The 1,206-nt window shown below is 62.7% G+C and carries 1 protein-coding gene; it reads left to right on the top strand.

What is annotated here, in order from left to right; all coding sequences use genetic code 11:
• Positions 1–175: 175 nt before the first annotated feature.
• Positions 176–1,206: DUF3857 domain-containing protein (locus ACYVDE_RS23440; protein ID WP_460503941.1), on the top strand; the 1,031-nt coding region annotated here is incomplete at its 3' end.

Here is a 1,206-nt window from a genome sequence, read left to right as displayed (position 1 = left end):
CGGTGGCGCGGCCGCACGCCGCATGGCGGGAGGGCCCGGGCAAGCCGGGTACAGGGCTGCCGGCTACCCCGAAAGGCCGCAAATCCGAGCTCATTCAGGCAGATGTAGCCAGCGTGAAGTTTCGCAATATTTCAGTATGTTTAAGGTTTAAAAGTTTGTCTACCCCATTCATCTTATGTCATTTTGCCTTTGGCAACGCTTGGCGTTGCTGACGCTGGCGGTGGCCCTGCTACCGGGCCCGGCGGCCCACGCCCAGTCCTCCCCCAAATTCCCGGCCGACCCCATCAAGTTTGGCCAGGTCGATGCCCAGGACCTCACGACTGCGCCCTTCGTGGCCGATAGTGCCGCGGCGGCCGTGGTGCTGTGCGACTTTGGCCGCTCGCAGCTGAAAGGCCACGGCACCGGCCTGCAGGTGGTATTCGAGCGCGTTACGCGCATCAAAATTCTCAAGAAGGCCGGCTTCGACGAGGCTTCGGTGGAAATTCCGCTGTACCACCGCAACGAGAATTCGGAGAAAGTCATCAACCTGCGCGGCATGACCTACAACCTGGTGGGCGGCAAGGTGGAAAAAATCCGCCTCGAAACCGACGGCGTGTTTCTGGAAAAGCGCACGCCTACCATCAACGTGCAGAAGTTCACCCTGCCCAATGTGCGCGAAGGCTCGGTGATAGAATTTGCCTATACCCTCACGTCGGACTACCTGTTCAATTTTCAGGACTGGACGTTTCAGCGCACCATTCCGGTGCGCTGGAGCGAGTACCGGGTGAGCATTCCGGCGTTCTACAAATACAACATCATCTACCAGACCAGCAAGCCCTTCGATGTGCAGGATGCCCGCGTGGGCTCGACCACCCTGGCCGTGGACCGGATGGCGGACGACGGCCTAGCGGCGGGCTTGGTAACGGGCGGCGCCGTGTTTTCGGCGGCCACCGAAGAGCACCGCTGGGTGCTGCGCAACCTGGCCGCGCTCGCGCCCGAGCCCTACATGACCACACTGGCCGACTACGCCGCTCATCTCGATTTTGAGCTGGCCGGCGAGCAGTGGCCCGAGCAGCCCTACCACGACCTCACCGGTACGTGGGAGAAAATCAACACCCGGCTGCTCAACGACGAGGACTTTGGCGGCCGCCTGGGCCACGTCGGCTTCCTGAAAGACCAACTGACGGCCCTGGCGGCCCAGCACCCGGCGGTGCCGGCCCGGGCCGC

This window comes from Hymenobacter agri, assembly GCF_054778495.1.
Note: the sequence above shows the minus strand (reverse complement) of the source record. Positions and strands in the feature narration are given on the sequence as shown.